This is a genomic window from Martinezella sp. CNPSo 3957, from assembly GCF_057784395.1.
The window spans coordinates 396,380-413,641 of record NZ_JBXSOU010000002.1 but is presented as its reverse complement, the minus strand read 5'-3'; the positions used below and the strand labels follow the sequence as shown (position 1 = coordinate 413,641).

Below are 17,262 nucleotides of genomic sequence, written 5' to 3'. Positions count from 1 at the left end.
TCGCCCTTACCGCAACCAATAGCAGTTAATAGAGTGCTGATATGTCTTTGGAAACAACTGGTTATTTTGCTTCGCACAACATTGTTTTTGCACCGCAGAATGCAAAAAACTTGGCATGCGCCCGGGGGAGGAACATACTAGCGGTTGTTCTGGTTCGTGTTCTCTGTGGGAGGAGAAACATCATGGAACTGCTTCGCCTGCTCTCCGCCTTCGATTATACGCTGATCGTGATTCTGGCCGCTATCTTTGTATTCAGCGTCATGGAAGGTGGATATAGGAAGCCTTGAACGCACGTGATCGAAAGCAATGGCCATTGCCATCGGCCAGACATCTCTGACGTCATTTGAACGCGGGGCGATAGCCGGGAAGCTCCGTCGGCCCGGCCTATCCGAGCGCAGGCGTAAGCGCCGCTTACAGCAACAGCATAATCTGGTGATGTAGATTGGTTAGTGCGCAATCAGTGCCCGAGCTGGATGTTCAGTCAAATCAAAGATTGTAGCTCGCGTAAGATCTGCGAGAGGATCCGAGTTCACTACTTCTAGTTAATAGTGGACCTTCTCGATTATACTTGCAAAAGCCAAAGAAAAAATTGCAGCACAGGATTGTATAATCCGATGCATCTCTTCATCGTTTCGATGAAAACAATTCACAAGCTTCGCGCAAACAATTCATGGGATATTTCCAGCATCAATAAAGCACGAAGCAAACAGGATATACTTATGGGATATGACTGGGACGGCATCAAGACACGCCGAATGCGAAGACTGAAATATGGGCTTTCCCTATTTCTTTTCACGATGTCGATATCAGCGCCAACCGCGTTTCTCCTGCATCTACGCTAAAGCCATTGGCACATCGGTCGCTTCGCGGCCGTTTCAAAACTTCTCCAACTGCGAAAGACGTCGTTCAACCTGATGGGAACCAAAGCAAGCCCCCATTCGTTCCTGGAGGAACTTACCCGCAATCAAGGAGGGCATCATGGCCAACATCTCGCTGGACAAGGACATCAATGCGCAGATCGATGAACTCCGCAGCCAGATCGATAGGCTCTCCACCGATTTGGCAAAGCGGATCGATAGCGCCTCGGATCGCGCCGACGAGGCCCTTTCTTCAGCAAAGGGAAAAGTTGCAAACATCGCGGATCATGCCCGCTCCGAGGGCCGGAACGTAGTGCAGGTCGCAAAGGAAAATCCAACCGCCACAAGCTCCGTCCTGATCGTGACGGCGCTCCTCGGCTTATTTACCGGCCTTCTACTGGGCAGGCTTTCCGACTAGAGCGACACCCCTACCGACAACGTCGATCGCTGTCCGATCGGGAGAAGAACCGCGGACGAATACCTCTCTTATGCTGAAGTACGGAAGGGACGTCGCGCTACGGAGTTTAGCTCGGGATGCGATGAAGTTCATGGAAACCCGCTGGAGCGAGATCGAGCCGCTGCATTCCGGAATAGCACGGAACTTGAATTGGAAACCGTTTCCAATCTGCTGGAAACCGCGCAGCCGAAAACCCTCGAGACGTTTCGAATTAACTAACGATTTCAAGGAGTTTTTGGTGGGTGATGTAGGGCTCGAACCTACGACCCGCTGATTAAGAGTCAGCTGCTCTACCAACTGAGCTAATCACCCGTACCGCTTGCTGGCGGCGTGACCGGGCATATAAATAGGATCGGTTTGATTGTCCAGCGGCCAGACGAATTTTCTTTGTTTTTTTGTCAAAAAAATTTCAGAGGCCGCCGAAAAGTCAATAAAATCAAAGCTCAAGAATTCCCGATGCAACACGCACCGCCTGGCCGCCGATGCGGGCATTGGCGATCAGGCCACCATTGATATCGAGGTGAAGATGAATCAGCGATGGCCGTCCCATCTCGATGCCCTGCTCTATGACAACAGGATGATGCCCATCCGGCAAAGCATCGAACTGATTGATCGCCCCGGACAGCGCCGCCACTGCAGCACCCGTCGCCGGGTCTTCGACGATACCCATTCCCACGGGGAACATGCGCGCGTGGAATTTGGCAACGTGATTGACGCCGCCGCGGCAATAAATGAAAGCCGAAGCAAGCGCGCCGTCGACGAAGGGCACCGTCTTTTCCCAAAGCTGCAGATCGAACTCCAGCCTTTCAGCTGCGCCGACATCGTGCACCGGCACCAAAAGAAACGGCACTCCGGCACTCCAAATGGAAGGTACATGGTTCTCGAAGCCAATCTCGGTGATCTTCAGGCTGAGTGCATTGGCGATATCGGCCCTATCCAGCGGCAGCGGGATCTCCTGCGACTTCTTCGGTAGATCGAACTCGGCAAAACTCGCCTTGTTCTGGCGTAGCTTGATGGCGCAACGCACCGGTCCGACACGCTCATCGAGGACGGAAACGAGATCGAGGTCACCGCCATGATTGGCATGGACCTTCTCCGCCAAGGCGATCGCCGTGCCGACTGTCGGATGCCCGGCAAAAGGCAGTTCGCGGCCGGGCGTGAATATGCGCAGGCTCGCCGTGTGGGCGGGATTTTGCGGCGGCAGCACAAAGACCGTCTCGGAAAGGTTCATCTCCCTGGCGATCGCCTGCATTGCCTCATCGCTCAGGTCCCCCGCATCGAAGATGATTGCGAGCGGATTGCCCGCCAGCTTGTTGTCGGTGAACACATCATAGACACTGTAGCTGCGCGCCAATCTGGCCTCCATCCATACTTCCAGATCTAATTATTCATACCGGCAAGCGACCCCAGCGCAAGCCCGAGCTATCTACCGCCACCGAAGAACCAGGCAAGGATCGGCAGCATCGCCACGCTGTAGTGATGCGCGGCGGGATCGGCCGAGCGAATGGCGACCACACCATCGACCTCATCTTCTTCAGACACCAGTATATGCGCCTCGATACGCCGAAGCATATCCTCGGCCGTCCACGGAAAGCGGAAAACCCGAAAGAGCGTAACGGAACGATTCATATGGGTTGCGTAGTATCCAGGGTCGGCGATCGCATCGTTCAAATCCAGGCCGGTTTCCTCCAGCACCTCGCGTCGCATATTGCCAGCGACGTCGGCGTGCTCGTCGACAATATCATTTTCGTCCATCGATCCAGCCGCGCAATAAATTTGGCCGGGATTGGCAGTGTGCGGCGCCATGCGGATCGCGATGATCGCACCATCGGACGATACCGCCACCGGAAATGCGAAAAGATGAAAGCCACCGTGCCGCTTGCTTTGCTTGCGCCACCAAAGGAAGGTCGAGAAAGGCGTCACATAGGCTTCACCCCTGACAAGGCCGTCGGCAAGCGAAAGACGACGCTGGAAGATCATGCGGCCATCAAAAAGGGCTGGATTGTCGGCGATTTCTCTTGCCCAGTTCTCCTGCGCCGCCGCAGACTCCTGAATGTGGAAAGGATGCTCGCCTGGCAGCACGGCAAGATCGATCCCGGAAACGGGAAATACGGTGCTTTCCGGCGGCCAGCCGGCCATATCGCTCTGCAATTCTAAAGTGGTCATATCAAATCCAATGTCATGACGACGGGGCAATGATCGGATGCTTTTGGCCTGTCCCAGCCGACGCGCGGATAGCGCTCCACTTCCTGCCCCGGTGGAAAAATAGTGCGGAACGGCTGACCCGAGCGGATGATATCGGGCATGCGCGTTGCATTAGCACGTGCCAGCGCCGGAGAGAGCCAGATGTAATCAAGCTGGCAAAGCCGCTGCTCCTGCGGCCCTCGGGCGTGGTAAAGCGTCCAGCGGTCAAGCTCCTCTCGCCGCCGCACGATGTTCTCCGCAAAACCATCACGGCTGAAAACATCGAGGGCGCTGCCCTTCTCCTCGCCGCGCGGTTCAAAACGATAGCCGGTGCGGCGTGTGCCGATGACGTCGATCCATTCCTGATAGTCGTTCATGTCGCCGCAGATGGCGAAATTCTTCGTCGCCGTGTGGCCAGCCCCAAAGCGATCTTCGATGATGCGGCGAACCGCCATGGTCTCGGCTCGGCGGATCGGCATGGTCGCATGACGTCCATCTACGCCTTCGCGTGCAGGTCCCATCGATTTCAGATGGATGACATAAAGCGAAAACGGAACGCCACCAATATGGAGATGCAGCTCCAGGCAATCGCGCTTGAAGATCTTGTCCTCCGAATGAAGGCCGAGTTCCGCCAACTCGTCGTTGAAAAGGCCGAAATTGCCGTAGGTCACCATGGCGTGACTCTTGATGTCATTGAGCACGATCGGCTGTCCGTCGCGCGTCTCCTCACGCATCATCACGGCGACATCGATGCCGCGGCTGTCATTGCCTTCGATCAGGAATTTCTGGCGGTAGCCGTTGCCGACCATGCGGTAGAGATAGCCATATTCGAAAGCCTGCAGCGCCGCCATGTTGTCGACCTCCTGCAGGCAGATGATGTCGGCATCCGCATCTGCGATCGCAAGCGCGGTCATCTGCCTGGTGTCGTCAGTCGCCGCAATCACACGCGCCGCTTCCAGCTGCTGATAGATCTCTTCATTACGGACATCGAAGAGCTGCAGAACGCGATCCTGGCGCAACTGATTGCGAAAACCAGTGTAATCAAAACGGGTCAAAAGGTTTTCGACATTGAAAGTCGCAAGGCGCAGGGACATGAAGCATTCCAGTTTAAGAGAAATGTGAGCCGGCTTATTATACTCGCATCATCCGGCTTTGGCTGTTACCGTCGATTTGAACTTGCCCATCAGATACGGGCCGGAAAGAACGGGAGCATATTTCGGTTCCTCGCCATCCTTCAGGCACGACGGCAGGCAGGTGATCTCGGCAAACCAGTTCGGCTGGTGGAAGAAGGCCAGAGACTGGCGGCGCTGCATGCCGCCCTCCTCCGGCGGCGGATTGACGACGCGATGGACAGTCGAAACCCAGCGATCATTGGTCCAGAGCGCCATCAGGTCGCCGATGTTGATGACGAAAGCACCCTCCACCGGCGGCACCGGCGTCCAGTTGCCATCAGGGGCGATGATCTCTAGCCCTTTCGAGCCGGGTTGCGGCAGGAGGATCGTCAGGCTGCCGTAATCGGTATGCGCGCCGGCGCGAAGCTGGCCCGGCTGCGGTGGCACATGCTGCTCGGGATAATTCAGTGCCCTCAGCGCACTGATCGGCGCATCGACATAGGAATCGAAGAAATGTTCATCAAGGCCGAGCGCCGTAGCGAAGACGCGCATGATACGCGCCGCCAAATCTTCCATCGCCCGATAATAAGCTTTCCATGCCTCTACGAAGCCATCAGGCCCTTCCGGCCAGATGGTCGCGGCATAGCAGAAGCCGAGTGCTTCCGGATCTGTCATGCCTGAGGGTACGGAAAGCGGGCCGCCATTGAAGCTTTCCTTCAGATCCGGCGGCGTGTCCACGTTGCGCGATTTTGCAAGTGCCTCAGTGCCCGGCCCCAGATAGCCGTAGGGGTAACCGGGATAGAGCGTTTTCGCCTTCTGCTTCACCTCAGACGGCAGATCGAAAAAAGTCTGTGTCTTCTTCCACACCTCGGCGATCACGGCATCCGCGACACCGTGGTTGGCAATCGCCAGAAAGCCGGTCGAGCGGCATATCCGATCCACCTCCGCACCGAGCCGCTTCTTCTCGTCATGACCGGCTGCTTCGAAAGCGCCGAGATCGAAAATCGGAAAGCTATGATCGGACATGCGCGACTCCCCTTCGTGACGTCGAGCAAATCAAGCATAGGAGGCGACAGGGAACAACCATCTTGTCCCCCCACCGATCAAAGCCGCCAGGCGGAGCGGATCGCGACCCGATAATCATCGCCCACGGCAACAGCCTCGCGGCTATAGGCACGCAGCACCTGCCCATCAGGCATTGATAGCTTCACAGCATAGCGCTCACCTTCATAAAGAACGGAATCGACACGGCATGAAATGCCCTCCCCGTCGACAACCACGTCCTCCGGCCGCACGAGAATATCCCCTCTGGCCGAGCCGCCTGCCCGATTCTCCCACAAGCCTCGGAAGAACGGCCAATCGATACGGCGCGGACCGCCATCGGGAAAAGCCATCGACAGGATGGCACCGTGCCCGACCAATCCGCCGACCATTTTGCCTTCGGGGCGCGCATAGATCTCCGCCGGCGGCGCCATCTGCAGGAGCCGCCCTTCGGACATGACGGCAACATCGGTCGCGAGCGCCATCGCTTCGCTCTGGTCATGGGTGACATAGACCATGGTGGCACCGGAGCGCTGGTGGAATTCGCGAAAGGTCTCCTCCATCTCCTTCTTCAGGTGACGGTCGAGGTTAGCCAGCGGCTCGTCCAGCAGCACGACATCGGGCGATGTCACCAGGCAGCGGGCAAGCGCCACGCGCTGCCGCTGACCGCCGGAAAGATCGGCGGGCCTGCGTTCGGCATAGTCGCCGAGACGCACCGTCGCCAAGGCCTCGCGCACCTTCTCGCGATAACGCTCGCCAGAGATGCCGCGCACCTTCAGCGGGTAGCCGACATTATCGGCGACATTCATGTGCGGCCAGAGCGCGTAGGATTGGAACACCATCGCCATATTGCGCCGCTCCGGCGGCAACATGTTTGCGGCATCGGCCAGCAGCCGTTCGCTGAGATGGATGGAGCCATCGGTCGGCCGCTCAAAACCGGCGATCATTCGAAGCACAGTCGTCTTGCCGCAGCCCGAGGGACCGAGCAGTGCCAGGAAGCCGCCTTCGCGGACATCGAGCGACAAAGCGTTGACGGCAGCGCGTCCGCCCGTGCCGAAATCCTTGCTGACATGATTGAGGATCAGCTTCGCCAAGGCACCACTCCCTTCGGCAGGCGCTTGGCCATGATTTCCAGAAGCATCATCATCACGACGACCATGGCGATGATGATGACCGACATGGCCGAGGCCAGATCGGCGCTGCCGCCATCATCGAGATTATAGATGACGACGCCGAGCGTCTGCGTGCCCGCCGACCAGAGCAGCGCTGAAACGGTCAGCTCGTTGCAGGCAATGAGGAAAACGAGGATCACCGAGGCGCCCGCCGCCGGAGCGATCAACGGCACGATGATATCGGTCAAGCGGCGGAAGAAGCCGGCTCCGGAAAGTCGCGCGGCCTCTTCCAGTGCCGGATCGAGCTGCAGGAAGGCGCTCATGACCGGTTTCAGGCTGACAGCGAAATAGGCGGAGAAATAGGCAAGCAGAATGATCCAGATCGTCCCGTAAAGCGTGACGTTGAGGATCGGCAGCGGCGCTGCAAAAACCAGGATGAAACAGACAGCGATGATGATGCCCGGAAGCGAGTAAGGGATCTCGATCATGCCGCCAACGATACGGCTGAGCGCGTCCTTGCGCCGCGTCAGCGCATAGGCCGCAAGCACTGTCACCAGCAGGAGACCAAAAGCCGTCATGCCCGCGAGGAACAACGAATTGGAAAAGGCGGTGCGCGTTATGCTCTGCCGAAACAGGATTTCCGTAAACGCGTTGAGCGACGCCGTCTTGACGGTGAGCGGCACGCCATATGCCGGCACCAGCGCACCTGCGAGCAGCGCCAGAAAGGGAGCAACAAGCATGATGAAGAGGATGGCATAGAGCACCGGCAGCGCCAGATAGCGCCAACGGCCGAGCGAAAAGGCGGCCGTCGCGCCGGAAATGCCGATGACGCGGTAGTCACGCCCTTTCAAGGCCATGCCCTGCACTGCAAGGCCGGCAACCGCAATGACGGCGATCATCGTCGAGAGCACGGCGATATCGCCGAATGTCCTCGGCCCGAAATTGGAGAACTTCGTGAAGATCAAGGTTGAGAGCGTATAGATCGAGGCGGGAATACCAAGGATCGCCGGAATGCCGAAATTGCCGATGGACGAGACGAAGGCAATCGCAGCGCCCGCAATGACACCGGGCAGAGACAAGGGCAGGATGATATCGCGGAAGACACGCAGGCCGGACGCGCCCGAAAGCCTTGCGGCCTCGACGCCATCGCGCGGCAGCGCCATCAGGCCGGCGCGCAGAGCGAGATAGACGAGCGGTGCATGCTGAACGCCATAAAGCAGCGCAATGCCGCCGACAGAATAGAGCGGCTGCGGCGAGCCGAGCGGCGGCGCGATATGCAACGCTTTCAGCAAGGGGCTCGACGGCCCGGACATCTGTACCCAGGCGAGTGCCGTCACTTGCGGCGGAATCATCATCGGCAATACGAAGAGGAAGCCGAGAAGCCCCCTGCCCGAAAGATCGGTCAATGTCAGCAGGAATGCGAAGAGACAACCGAGCAAGACAGAAACCATGGTGCCGAGCACGGCCGTTTCGATCGTGTACCAGGCCGAGCGCCAGAGCGAGGGATCGGTGATGAGTTCATAGGTGCCGCCCCTAAGCAGCGCCTCGACGCCGGCAAACGCCAGCCGTGCCAACGGCAAAACGCTGAGCAAGAGCACGACGGCAACAACAAAAGGAAACAGCCAGGCCGGCTGGCTGTTTCCTCGTCGCACATATCGGTACATTCCAGATCCGGGTCGGATTACTTCGACTTGAAGTAGGTGGAAAAGGTCTTGAGGTCCTGATCCGTGTTCTTGAGAGCATCGGCGGCATTCAACGGCAAAACCTTGATGCTGTCACGTGCCGGGAAGCCTTCCGGCAGCGGCGTGCCATTGCGGGCCGGGATGTAGCCGAGCTTCAGGAAGCCTTCCTGGCCTTTTTCGGAAAGAACATAATCGACGAACTTCTTGGCAGCATCGGCATGCTGCGTGCCGGCGAGAATGCCGACCGGCTCGGTCACAGCCGAAACGCCTTCCTTCGGGAAAACGAATTCCAGCGGAGCGCCCTTGGCCTTTTCGCGGATCGGCATGTAGTCGACGATCATGCCATAGGCCTTCTCGCCGGACGCGACCGACTTCAGCACGGCGCCGTTGCCGCCCGAAGCGATCGCGCCGTTCTCGGCGAGGTTCTTGTAGTAGTCCCAACCGAGACTGCCGACGCCGGCGAGCGTCTGCGCGTGGATGAGAGCGGCGCCCGAAGCCAGTGGGCTCGGCATCGCAACGAGACCCTTGGCTTCCGGCTTGACCAGATCGTGCCAACTTGCCGGCTTCATCGCGGCGGCCGTGTTGTAGACGATGCCGGTCGTGATCAGCTTGGTGGAATAGTAATAGCCGCCGGCGTCATAGAGCGACGGATCGTAATTTGCGGCTTCCGGCGACTTGTAGGCAAGCAGCTTGCCGGCTTCCTTCAAGCGCTCCAGCGTCACCGTATCGGCAATCAGCAGGATATCGGCAATCGGAGCGCCGGCCTGCATTTCAGCCTGCAGCTTGGCAATGATCTGCGGCGTGCCATCACGAACCCAATCGACCTTGATGCCGGGGTTGGCAGCCATGAAACCATCGACGGTGGCCTGCGCATCGGCATTCGGCTGGCTGGTATAGAGGACGAGATCGGCGGCGTTGGCGCTTCCGGAGAAAAGGGCAATGGCCAATAGGCCGGCAAAGGCGGAAACAAAGGTCTTCATGAAAACGTCCTCGGCTAGGTTGTATGAGGTTGTCTAGACGCGGGGCTTAACATGATTGTGACAGTTGAATTTGAATAGATTGCCGTTCGTATGATGATTGAATCTTGACCGCCGCGATCCGGCGCTATTTGCTGAGGCACGTTATTCAGACGGGATCGAGGAGGAAAGATCGATGGAATATCGTCCGCTTGGCCGCTCCGGCCTCAAAGTTTCCACCATCACCATGGGCACCATGACCTTCGGCGGAGTCGGCTGGGCAAAAACTGTCGGCGATCTCAGCGTCAAGGAAGCCAAGAAGCTTGTCGACATGTGTATCGATGCCGGCGTCAACCTGCTCGATACGGCCGACGTCTATTCGCAGGGCGCATCGGAGGAGATTCTCGGCGAGATCATCGGCGGCCCGCGCAAGAACGGCGTGCTCATCGCCACCAAGGCGCGCTTCCCGACGGGGCCGGGCGTCAACGATGTCGGTTCCTCCCGTCAGCACCTCATTCAGGCCTGCGAAGCAAGCCTGAAGCGCATGAAGACCGAAGTCATCGATCTCTATCAGCTGCATGAATGGGACGGGCAGACACCGCTAGAAGAGACGATGGAAGCGCTCGACACATTAGTTCGCCAGGGCAAGGTCCGCTATATCGGCTGCTCGAACTTTTCCGGCTGGCACATCATGAAGGCACTTGGCGTCAGTGAGCGCGACAAGCGCGAACGCTTCGTCAGCCAGCAGATCCATTACACGCTGGAAGCCCGCGACGCGGAAAACGAGCTGGTGCCAATCAGTATCGACCAGGGCCTCGGCATCCTCGTCTGGAGCCCGATTGCCGGTGGTCTGCTCTCAGGCAAGCATCGCCGCAATCAGGCCACGCCGGAGGGCACGCGCCAGTTCGCCGGCTGGACGGAACCGCCGATCCGCGATGAAAACCGCCTGTGGAATATCGTCGATACGCTGGTGGAAATCGCCGATGGCCGCGGCGTCTCCGCAGCTCAGGTGGCGCTTGCCTGGCTTATCGGCCGCAAGGGCGTGACCTCGGTCATCATCGGCGGCCGCACCGAGACCCAGTTCAAGGACAATCTCGCCAGCGCCGAGCTGAAGCTGACGGACGAGGAACGCAAACGGCTCGATGACGTCAGCCTGCAGCCGCTGATGTATCCCTACTGGCACCAGCGCAATACGGCCAGCGACAGGCTGAGCGAGGCCGACCTTTCACTGATCGGCCCGTACCTTACCAAGTAGAGAAAGCGGCGACGGCGGCTTAGGCCGCCATCGCCCCAATTTCACCCGCAATCAGCTTGCCGAGCCGCGAGATACCCTCTTCGATCATCTCGTCATTGGCGCAGGAGAAGCTGACGCGGAAGGTGTTCGCGCCGCTGCCGTCGGCAAAGAAGGCCTGACCCGGCACGAAGGCGACCTTCGCCGTTTCGAGAGACCGTGCAAGCAGCTTGGCGCCATCCATTCCCTTCGGCAGGGTGATCCAGACGAACATGCCGCCTTGCGGCTTCGTCCAGCTCGTACCGTTAGGCATGTATTTCGCAAGCGCCGCCAGCATGCAGTCGCGGCGGTGGCTATAGGTCTTGCGGACCTTGTCAACCTGCGCATCAAAACCGCGCTCGGCGACCTGATGGATCGCGATCTGGTTGATGGTCGAGGAATGCAGGTCGGCCGCCTGCTTCATCAGCACCAGCTTGCGGATGACAGGCGCATTGGCGACGATGAAGCCGACACGAAGGCCGGGCGCCAGCGTCTTGGAGAAGCTGCCGCAATAGATCGTGCGCGTGTCGTTGATGCTGCCCTTGCGCGCGATTTCCAGCGCCAGGATCGGCGCGACCGGCTCGCCGTCATAACGCAGCGACTGATAGGCTGCGTCTTCGATGACGGCGATATCGAGCTCTTCCGCAAGGTCGAGCAGCTTCTCACGCCCGGCCAGGTCGACCGTCTCGCCCGTCGGGTTGGCGAAGTCGGCCGAGAGATAAGCGAACTTCACCCTGCCCCCCGCCTGCGAAGCCGCGGCGCGATAGGAATCCGGCGTGCGGTTGCCGTTCGGCGTCAACTGATCGTAGGTCGGCTCATAAGCATTGAAGGCCTGCAGCGCGCCGAGATAGGTGGGCGCCGTCACCAGCGCCGTGTCCTTCGGCGACAGGAAGAGCTTGCCGAGATAATCGAGCCCCTGCTGCGAACCGGAGACGATGAAGACGTTTTCGAGTTCGCAGGGAATGCCGAGCGCGCCCATCTGACCAACAAGCCATTCGCGCAGCGGCTTGTAGCCTTCGCTGACCGAATATTGCAGCGCTGCATTGACCGTCGGACCGGAAAAGATGTCGGCATAGGCCTGCTTGAACTCCGCATCCGGAAACAACGCGGGATCGGGAATGCCGCCGGCGAAAGAGATGATATCCGGCCGCTCCAGCAGCTTCAGCAGCTCGCGGATTTCGGAGGCGCGCATACGGCTCGAACGCGTCGCAAAGATATTTTCCCAATTCAACATGGGGCTTCCTCGTAATTTTTGGTCTTTGTATCACAAGATCACGCAACAAAAGATAAGTCAACAATACTGACCTATTTTGTTTGTCATGGTGACAGATATTGTCTGCCTTTCCTGCTAGCATCGACGATGGTCTTACAAAGGAATGAACGCCAGCCAGCATGAGCACCGACCCGACATCGTCCTTCTATACCGACAACGCCGCCATCTACGCGGCGCGTGAACGCCGGCTGCCGCGCCAAAGGCTGGACGCCTTTCTGACCGCCCTGCCCGCCCGCGCAACCATCCTCGAATTGGGTTGCGGCGGTGGACACGATGCCGCCTACATGATGTCGCGCGGCTTCGACGTCACGCCGACGGACGGTTCAGCCGAGCTTGCGAGGGAAGCGGAAAAGCGTCTCGGCAAGCCCGTTCGAGTGATGCGTTTCGAAGTCTTGGACGCCACCGAAATCTTCGACGGCATATGGGCGGAGGCCAGCCTCCTACATGTTCCGCGATCAGTGCTGCCGGATGTCTTCGACCGCATTTTGCGCGCCCTGAAAATGGGTGGCATCTTCCACGCCAGCTTCAAGGCCGGAGAAGCGGATGGGCATGACAAGTTCGGACGTTACTACAACTATCCTTCCGCCGTATGGCTTGAGGCTATGCTGAGCGCCGGAGGATGGAGAAACATTACAATGACTGAAGCGGATGGCGGCGGCTTCGATGGCGAACCGACAAGATGGCTTTACGTCAAAGCTCAAAAGTAGAACGGCCGGAGCTCTCGCCCCGGCCCTCCAGTCCGGCTCACGCCGAAAGCTTAGTTGACCGACTTGTCGACCAGCTTGTTCTTGCCGATCCAAGGCATCATGCCACGCAGTTTGGCGCCGACTTCTTCGATCTGGTGGCTGTCGTTGTTGCGGCGGATACCCTTGAAGCGGGCAGCACCCGAACGGTATTCCTGCATCCACTCGGAGGTGAACTTGCCGGTCTGGATGTCCTTGAGGACGCGCTTCATCTCAGCCTTGGTCTCTTCGGTGATGATGCGCGGGCCGGTGACGTATTCGCCCCACTCGGCCGTGTTCGAGATCGAGTAGTTCATGTTGGCGATGCCGCCTTCATAGATCAGGTCGACGATCAGCTTCACTTCGTGCAGGCACTCGAAGTAGGCCATTTCCGGAGCGTAGCCGGCCTCAACAAGCGTTTCGAAGCCGGCGCGGATGAGCTCGACGAGACCGCCGCAGAGAACGACCTGTTCGCCGAAGAGGTCGGTTTCGCACTCTTCGCGGAAGTTGGTTTCGATGATGCCCGAACGGCCGCCGCCGACGCCGCAAGCGTAGGAGAGAGCGAGTTCAAGGGCGTTGCCGGAAGCGTTCTGGTGAACGGCAACGAGGCAAGGAACGCCGCCGCCCTTCTGGTATTCGCCGCGAACCGTGTGGCCCGGGCCCTTCGGAGCGATCATGACGACGTCGACCGAAGCCTTCGGCTCGATGAGGCCGAAGTGGACGTTGAGGCCGTGGGCGAAAGCGATCGCAGCGCCGTCGCGGATGTTCGGAGCAATATCGGCCTTGTAGATGTCGGCCTGCAGTTCGTCCGGGGTCGCCATCATCATCAGGTCGGCCCAGGCAGCAGCTTCGGCAACGGTCATGACCTTGAAGCCGTCGGCTTCGGCCTTCTTGACCGTGGGGGAACCGGCCTTCAGCGCGATCACAAGGTTCTGTGCGCCGCTGTCCTTCAGGTTCAGCGCGTGAGCGCGGCCCTGCGAACCATAGCCGATGACGGCGACTTTCTTCGACTTGATGAGGTTGAGATCGGCATCACGATCGTAATAGACGCGCATTGTTTGTCCTTCCCTTTGCTTGTCTGGGTGCAGATTTTAAATTGTCAGACGGTCGCTGCCGCTTCCGCCAATACCTTTTCCGTGCCGTAAAGCTTGAGGAAGGCGCTGACCGCCTTCTCAGCCTGACGGCTCGTATCCTTCAAACCGGGCTCGCCGAGCAGCATGCGCACATGCAGATCGGAGACGATGAGCCCGTAAAGCGTGTGATATGCTTCGTCGGCATCGATAAAGCGCAGCAGCCCTGCCCGCTTGCCGGCATCGATGAGACCGATGGCGCGGCGGTCGATCTGCCGGCGGCCGCGCTCCAGCAGGAGCTTGCCGAGCTTGGAGCCGTCGCGGTTCGACTGGCCGATTGCCAGACGATTCAACGCGAGTGAAACGTCGCCAGCCAGAACCTCCAGCAGGTCGCGGGCGAAAACGACAAGATGATCATGCAGGCTTGTCGTATTCAGCCGCTCGCCATTGCGCTCGAAGGTGCGAACCTTGCTGGCCTGATAGGTGATCATCGCCGATAGCAAGCCGTCCCGGTCGCCGAACCACTTGTAAAGACTTTCCTTCGAGCAATTGGCGGCGCGCGCGACGCCGGAGGTCGTTAGCGCCTTCTCGCCGCCATCGACGAGCAGACGCAGCGCCTGTTCCAGAACGGCGTTCTGGCGCGGCGAAAACTCGCTCGACTGTCCTGCTTCGCTCAGCACGATGGTTACTCCCAAATGCGTACCGTACGGTACGGTTCGTGGCGCTTTATGCAGGACACCGATGCAGCCGTCAAGCGGAATTCGTTGCTGCACCGCGTTAAAAAAACGGAGGACACTTGTCATGGCGAGCGCACAATAGATAGATCATGTCGGCCTCTATTGCTGCGAGATCGTTCGGTGAAACCCCTGGTCAATCAATCTTATAAAGCGGCGCCAGCCTGGCGCGTCGGATGCATGGAAAAGGGTAAACGCCAGGCAATCAACTGGATTGCTGGAATCTGTTTTGCGAGCGGACTATTTCATTTACCCGTACCGGCGGATGCAGCGTCAAAATCCCTAGCGCGTCCCGCCGGGCACTATTGCGGCAAGCTTCTCTCCAGCGATCGGTTGGTCGATCTCGAAACGTCGCTCCAAGTCGATGCGAAGGGCCACATAGCTGGGACCTATCGTTTTAAAGACGATGGCGAGACAACGGTCGGCACCCTCTCGGAAATCGGAACGACACCCGGCAGAGTGCGAACACTGCGATGGTTTGACAAATATGGAATGGGTTTGCTGACAATCCGCTTCGATGCCGCCTATCATCGTTTCGAAGGTCTGTGGGGGCCGCAGGACGTCACGCCGAGCTACACATGGAATGGCGGCAGCTGCAACGCGCCGATCAGCTAACTGCCGTCGGCCGGAGACCTACTCGGCGGCAACCACGCCATTGCGCATCGCCTCGACATCCTTCAGCGGCGGCAGGCCATAAAGGCGGCTGTACTCCCGGCTGAATTGCGATGGACTTTGATATCCGACACGATGGCCTGCCGATCCGACATCTAGCTGCTCGACGATCATAAGGCGCCGCGCCTCATGAAGCCGAAGCTGCTTCTGATACTGCATCGGTGATAGTGCCGTGACAGTCTTGAAATGGTGATGCAGCGACGAAACGCTCATGCCGACGCGCTCGGCGAGCTCTTCGATGCGCAACGGCTGCGTATAGTTGCCGCGGAGCCAGGCGACGGCACGCGCCACCCGGTTGCTCTGGCTCTCCGCCATCGCGATCTGCAGCAGCCGAGGGCCGTTCGGACCGGTCAGCAGGCGATAGAGGATTTCCTGCTCGATTAAAGGCGCCATGGCTGGAATATCTTCGGGCCGATCAAGCAATCGGAGCAGCCGCAGCGAGGCATCGAGCAGTTCCGGCGAGGCGGCATTGACCGCAATTCCGCGCACAGGCTCGGTCAACGCCTGACGCGGAATGCTGACGCGCGACAGGAGCTCCTTCAACCGTTCGCTGTCGAGCGCCATACCAAAACAAAGATAAGGCGTATCGCTGCCGACATTGGTGACCTGCGTCGATACCGGAAGGTCGAGCGCGGTCAAAATATATTCGCCGACACCATAATTGTAGGTCTCGGCGCCGATTGTCAGGTTCTTGCGCCCCTGAACTACGATTGCAAAACAGGGCCGATAAGCCCCATGCTGCCACACGGTCGCGGCCGACTGCCGATAGAGATTAAGATTGTCTATCGGCGTGCGATGTTCGCCGTCGCTCATGGCGAAACGTGCAACGATCGACGCGAGTTCCTGATTGGGATTGAAAGGCAGTGTCATGCGCAACCAACTGTTTTCGAGCAGATATCGATGCCTATCTAGGTAACACCGTTCGATCGCGAAAGACCTGCCGCGCATTTAGATTCGCAGGATCGTACATAAAGCTTGCAGGATCGCTCTAACGCTGTAGCCCGGACCTGATGCATGGTGGGCCATCCAAATCGTACCCCCAACCCATCCGAAAAGATAAGGAAATCTCCCATGCCTATCGCAAAGGGTTATGCAGCAACCGACGCGTCCAAGCCGCTCACACCATTCACTTTCGAGCGTCGCGACCCGAATGCGGACGACGTTGTCATCTCCGTCAAATATTGCGGCGTCTGCCATTCCGACATTCACCAGGCCCGCAACGAATGGGGCGGCTCGAAGTATCCGATGGTGCCCGGCCATGAAGTCGCCGGCATCGTGACCGCCGTCGGTTCCGAGGTCACGAAGTTCAAGGTCGGCGACCGCGTCGGCGTCGGCTGCTTCGTCAATTCCTGCACGACCTGCGCCACGCGCGACCTGGACTATGAGCACTACATGCCGGGCCTCGTTCAGACCTACAACGATGTCGAAGCCGATGGCGAGACGCCGACCTATGGCGGCTACTCCGACTCGATCGTCGTCAAGGAAGGCTATGTCCTCTCCTTCCCCGACAACATTCCGCTCGATTCGGGCGCACCACTGCTTTGCGCCGGCATCACACTCTTTTCGCCGCTGCGCCACTGGAAGGCTGGCCCAGGCAAGAAGGTCGCGATCGTCGGCATGGGCGGCCTCGGCCACATGGGCGTGAAGCTGGCCCATGCCATGGGCGCCGACGTCACGGTTCTGAGCCAGACGCTGTCGAAGAAGGAAGACGGGTTCAAGCTGGGCGCGAAGGACTACTACGCCACCAGCGACGCCGAGACCTTCACCAAGCTCGCCGGCACCTTCGACCTGATCATCAACACGGTCGGCACGGCGATCGACTGGAACGCCTATCTGAACCTGTTGAAGTATGATGGCAGCATGGTGCTGGTCGGCGTTCCCGAACATGCGGTTCCGGTGCATGCCTTCTCACTGATCCCCGGCCGCCGCAGCCTCTCCGGCTCCATGATCGGCTCGATCAAGGAAACCCAGGAAATGCTCGACTTCTGCGGCGAGCACAACATCGTGGCCGAGATCGAGAAGATCAACATCCAGGAAATCAACGAAGCCTATGAGCGCGTTCTGAAGAGCGACGTCCGCTACCGCTTCGTCATCGATATCGCTTCGCTGGCATAAGCACT

The 17,262-nt window shown here is 59.0% G+C and carries 16 protein-coding genes and 1 tRNA gene; 5 read left to right on the top strand and 12 right to left on the bottom strand.

Going from position 1 to position 17,262, the window contains the following annotated elements; all coding sequences use genetic code 11:
* The first annotated feature begins 978 nt into the window (after window positions 1-978).
* Entirely contained in the window at window positions 979-1,275 is a 297-nt protein-coding gene (locus tag AC13QE_RS07195) for a hypothetical protein (RefSeq protein ID WP_488483168.1), read from the top strand.
* 275 nt (window positions 1,276-1,550) lie between these two features.
* Here AC13QE_RS07195 and AC13QE_RS07190 read toward each other — a convergent pair.
* The 8 genes from AC13QE_RS07190 to AC13QE_RS07155 form a co-directional block, all read right to left on the bottom strand.
* Window positions 1,551-1,626: transfer RNA gene (locus AC13QE_RS07190), tRNA-Lys, on the bottom strand.
* Window positions 1,627-1,750: 124 nt separating this feature from the next.
* Window positions 1,751-2,668 (bottom strand): PhzF family phenazine biosynthesis protein, encoded by a 918-nt coding sequence (locus tag AC13QE_RS07185; protein WP_488483337.1) that lies wholly within the window; start codon window positions 2,666-2,668, stop codon window positions 1,751-1,753.
* A 68-nt stretch (window positions 2,669-2,736) separates the two neighbouring features.
* Window positions 2,737-3,480: an NUDIX hydrolase gene (locus tag AC13QE_RS07180; protein WP_488483167.1), complete on the bottom strand. Its 744-nt coding sequence runs from the start codon at window positions 3,478-3,480 to the stop codon at window positions 2,737-2,739.
* Window positions 3,477-4,592: an endonuclease/exonuclease/phosphatase family protein gene (locus AC13QE_RS07175; RefSeq protein ID WP_488483166.1), complete on the bottom strand. Its 1,116-nt coding sequence runs from the start codon at window positions 4,590-4,592 to the stop codon at window positions 3,477-3,479. The genes AC13QE_RS07180 and AC13QE_RS07175 overlap by 4 nt, the downstream gene beginning before the upstream one ends.
* 48 nt (window positions 4,593-4,640) lie before the next feature.
* Window positions 4,641-5,636 carry an isopenicillin N synthase family dioxygenase gene (locus tag AC13QE_RS07170; protein ID WP_488483165.1) on the bottom strand — a complete coding sequence of 332 codons (996 nt, stop codon included), beginning with the start codon at window positions 5,634-5,636 and terminating at the stop codon, window positions 4,641-4,643.
* 77 nt (window positions 5,637-5,713) lie between these two features.
* Window positions 5,714-6,745, bottom strand: a complete 1,032-nt coding sequence (locus AC13QE_RS07165; protein ID WP_488483164.1) for an ABC transporter ATP-binding protein — start codon at window positions 6,743-6,745, stop codon at window positions 5,714-5,716.
* Entirely contained in the window at window positions 6,733-8,427 is a 1,695-nt protein-coding gene (locus AC13QE_RS07160) for an ABC transporter permease (RefSeq protein WP_488483163.1), read from the bottom strand. Before AC13QE_RS07160 ends, AC13QE_RS07165 begins: the two co-directional genes overlap by 13 nt.
* 17 nt (window positions 8,428-8,444) lie before the next feature.
* Window positions 8,445-9,425, bottom strand: coding sequence for an ABC transporter substrate-binding protein (locus tag AC13QE_RS07155; protein ID WP_488483162.1), 981 nt, complete (start codon window positions 9,423-9,425; stop codon window positions 8,445-8,447).
* A 172-nt stretch (window positions 9,426-9,597) separates the two neighbouring features.
* Here AC13QE_RS07155 and AC13QE_RS07150 point away from each other — a divergent pair, with 172 nt between their 5' ends.
* The gene (locus AC13QE_RS07150) at window positions 9,598-10,656 is read left to right on the top strand and encodes an aldo/keto reductase (RefSeq protein WP_488483161.1); all 1,059 of its coding nucleotides are present in this window, start codon (window positions 9,598-9,600) and stop codon (window positions 10,654-10,656) included.
* 19 nt (window positions 10,657-10,675) lie between these two features.
* Here AC13QE_RS07150 and AC13QE_RS07145 read toward each other — a convergent pair whose 3' ends face one another.
* Window positions 10,676-11,905, bottom strand: coding sequence for an aminotransferase-like domain-containing protein (locus AC13QE_RS07145; RefSeq protein ID WP_488483160.1), 1,230 nt, complete (start codon window positions 11,903-11,905; stop codon window positions 10,676-10,678).
* Window positions 11,906-12,063: 158 nt separating this feature from the next.
* On the opposite strand from AC13QE_RS07145, the gene AC13QE_RS07140 reads away from it, so the two are divergent.
* Window positions 12,064-12,651, top strand: coding sequence for a class I SAM-dependent methyltransferase (locus AC13QE_RS07140; protein ID WP_488483159.1), 588 nt, complete (start codon window positions 12,064-12,066; stop codon window positions 12,649-12,651).
* 50 nt (window positions 12,652-12,701) lie between these two features.
* Here the strand turns inward: AC13QE_RS07140 and ilvC are convergent, their stop codons facing one another.
* On the bottom strand, window positions 12,702-13,721 hold the full coding sequence (gene ilvC, locus AC13QE_RS07135) for a ketol-acid reductoisomerase (protein WP_015340257.1): 1,020 nt from the start codon (window positions 13,719-13,721) through the stop codon (window positions 12,702-12,704).
* A gap of 44 nt (window positions 13,722-13,765) precedes the next feature.
* A complete protein-coding gene (locus AC13QE_RS07130) occupies window positions 13,766-14,416 on the bottom strand; it encodes a TetR/AcrR family transcriptional regulator (RefSeq protein WP_132716924.1) in 651 nt (216 codons plus the stop codon).
* A 177-nt stretch (window positions 14,417-14,593) separates the two neighbouring features.
* On the opposite strand from AC13QE_RS07130, the gene AC13QE_RS07125 reads away from it, so the two are divergent.
* Window positions 14,594-15,085: a hypothetical protein gene (locus tag AC13QE_RS07125; RefSeq protein ID WP_488483158.1), complete on the top strand. Its 492-nt coding sequence runs from the start codon at window positions 14,594-14,596 to the stop codon at window positions 15,083-15,085.
* 18 nt (window positions 15,086-15,103) lie between these two features.
* On the opposite strand, the gene AC13QE_RS07120 is transcribed toward AC13QE_RS07125, so the two are convergent.
* Window positions 15,104-16,012: an AraC family transcriptional regulator gene (locus tag AC13QE_RS07120; RefSeq protein ID WP_488483157.1), complete on the bottom strand. Its 909-nt coding sequence runs from the start codon at window positions 16,010-16,012 to the stop codon at window positions 15,104-15,106.
* Between the two features lie 201 nt (window positions 16,013-16,213).
* On the opposite strand from AC13QE_RS07120, the gene AC13QE_RS07115 reads away from it, so the two are divergent.
* The gene (locus tag AC13QE_RS07115; protein WP_488483156.1) at window positions 16,214-17,257 is read left to right on the top strand and encodes an NAD(P)-dependent alcohol dehydrogenase; all 1,044 of its coding nucleotides are present in this window, start codon (window positions 16,214-16,216) and stop codon (window positions 17,255-17,257) included.
* The last annotated feature ends 5 nt before the right edge of the window (window positions 17,258-17,262 follow it).